The sequence below is a fragment of the Mesorhizobium sp. M7A.F.Ca.US.006.04.2.1 genome, from assembly GCF_004022915.1.
Lineage (GTDB): Bacteria > Pseudomonadota > Alphaproteobacteria > Rhizobiales > Rhizobiaceae > Mesorhizobium > Mesorhizobium ciceri.
Genome location: NZ_RZQA01001073.1, coordinates 1 through 1,831 on the forward strand (window position 1 = coordinate 1; position 1,831 = coordinate 1,831).

The 1,831-nt window shown below is 61.9% G+C and carries 2 protein-coding genes; both read left to right on the plus strand.

Going from position 1 to position 1,831, the window contains the following annotated elements:
- A partial coding sequence (locus EN925_RS34370) for a M20/M25/M40 family metallo-hydrolase (protein WP_128337294.1) occupies positions 1-604 on the plus strand: 604 nt, incomplete at its 5' end.
- Between the two features lie 161 nt (positions 605-765).
- Positions 766-1,831: ABC transporter substrate-binding protein (locus tag EN925_RS34375; RefSeq protein ID WP_128337295.1), on the plus strand; the 1,066-nt coding region annotated here is incomplete at its 3' end.

Sequence of the window (1,831 nt, forward strand, 5' to 3'; positions counted from 1 at the left end):
CATGGGCGCCGTGCTGCGGGCCTTCGAGGACGAACTGTTTCCCGCGCTCGACCGCAAGATGACGCGCATGCCGGTCGTGCCCGAAGGAGCAAAACGCTCGACCATGAACATCAATTCGATCCATGGCGGCCAGACCGAGGATTTCCGGCCCGGCCTGCCGTCGCCCAACGTGCCCGACTCCTGCCGGATGACCATCGACCGCCGTTTCCTGCTCGAGGAAGATCTCGACACCGTCAAAGGTGAAGTGACCGGCATTCTCGACCGGTTGAAACGCGAGCGGACAAAATTCGACTATGAAATCCGCGACCTGATGGAAGTGCTGCCGCTGATGACCGAGCGCGACGCGCCGGTGGTCAAGGCGGTTGCGCAAGGCATCATGGCGATCTTCGACCGCGAACCCGATTATGTCATTTCGCCCGGCACCTATGACCAGAAGCATATAGCTCGCATCGGCCATATCTATGATTGCATCGCTTATGGGCCTGGCATTCTCGACCTCGCCCACCGGCCGGACGAATGGGTCGGCATATCGGACATGGTGGAATCGGCCAAGGTGATGGCGATAGGGCTCAACGTGCTGCTGCGCGGCACAGCCACGGGATAAGGTGCGCACCGCGACAAGCTTCGACTGCCGATGCGGTCGCCAGGATAAAAACATTCCCGGCCACGCCAAGGGGCAGAACGAAACGCAATTTACTCCGTGGCGAAATCACGCTTCTATCACTCGGGTTCGAGCACGTGTCTGAACGCATGGGGAGTTGCACGATGAAATTGTGGATAACCATTCTGGCGGCCGCGGTGCTGTCGCTGGCCGCCGGCACCTCTGCGTTCGCCGCGCGAACCGACCTGGTCATCGGCATTCCGCTCGAACCCCCGCATCTCGATCCGACCGCCGGTGCCGCCGCAGCGATCGACGAGGTTCTCTATGCCAATGTGTTCGAAGGCCTGACGCGCATCGGGCCGAATGGCGAGGTGCTGCCGGATCTGGCCGAAAGCTGGACCATTTCCGATGACGGCAAGGTCTACACCTTCAAGCTGCACACCGGCGTGAAATTCCATGACGGCACCGACTTCGATGCCGCCGACGTGAAATTCTCGCTCGATCGTGCCCGCGCCGACAATTCGGTCAACGCGCAAAAGGTGCTGTTCGCCGCCATCGACACGGTCGACGTGGTCGACCCGGCAACCGTCAAGGTCACGCTGAAGAACCCGCAGGGCTCGTTCCTCTACAATATGGGCTGGGGCGACGCGGTGATCGTGGCGCCGGAATCTGCCGACACCAACAAGGAAAAACCGATTGGCACCGGCCCGTTCAAGTTCCAGAGCTGGGCCAAGGGATCGTCGATCACGCTGGTCAAATCGGACAATTACTGGGGCACGCCGGCGTCGCTCGACAAGGCCGAGTTTCGCATCGTGCCGGATGCCGCGGCCTATGTGCCGGCGCTGCTCTCGGGCGACATCCAGGCTTTCCCGTTCTTCGATGCCGACAGCGTCGCCCAGGTCAAGGACGACCCGCGCTTCAAGGTGGTGATCGGCGCGACCGAGGGTGAGACCATCCTGTCGATCAACAACAAGAAGCCGCCTTTCGACAAGCTGCAGGTGAGGCAGGCGATCTCTTACGCGCTCGACCGCAAGGCCATCATCGACGGCGCCTCGGCCGGCCTCGGCCAGCCGATCGGCTCGCATATGTCGCCGGCCAACAAGGACTATGTCGACCTCACCGGCCGCTACCCGCATGATGTCGCCAAGGCCAAGGAATTGCTGAAAGAGGCAGGCCTCGAGAACGGCTTCAAGGCGACGCTGAAACTGCCGCCGCCCACCTATGCCCGTC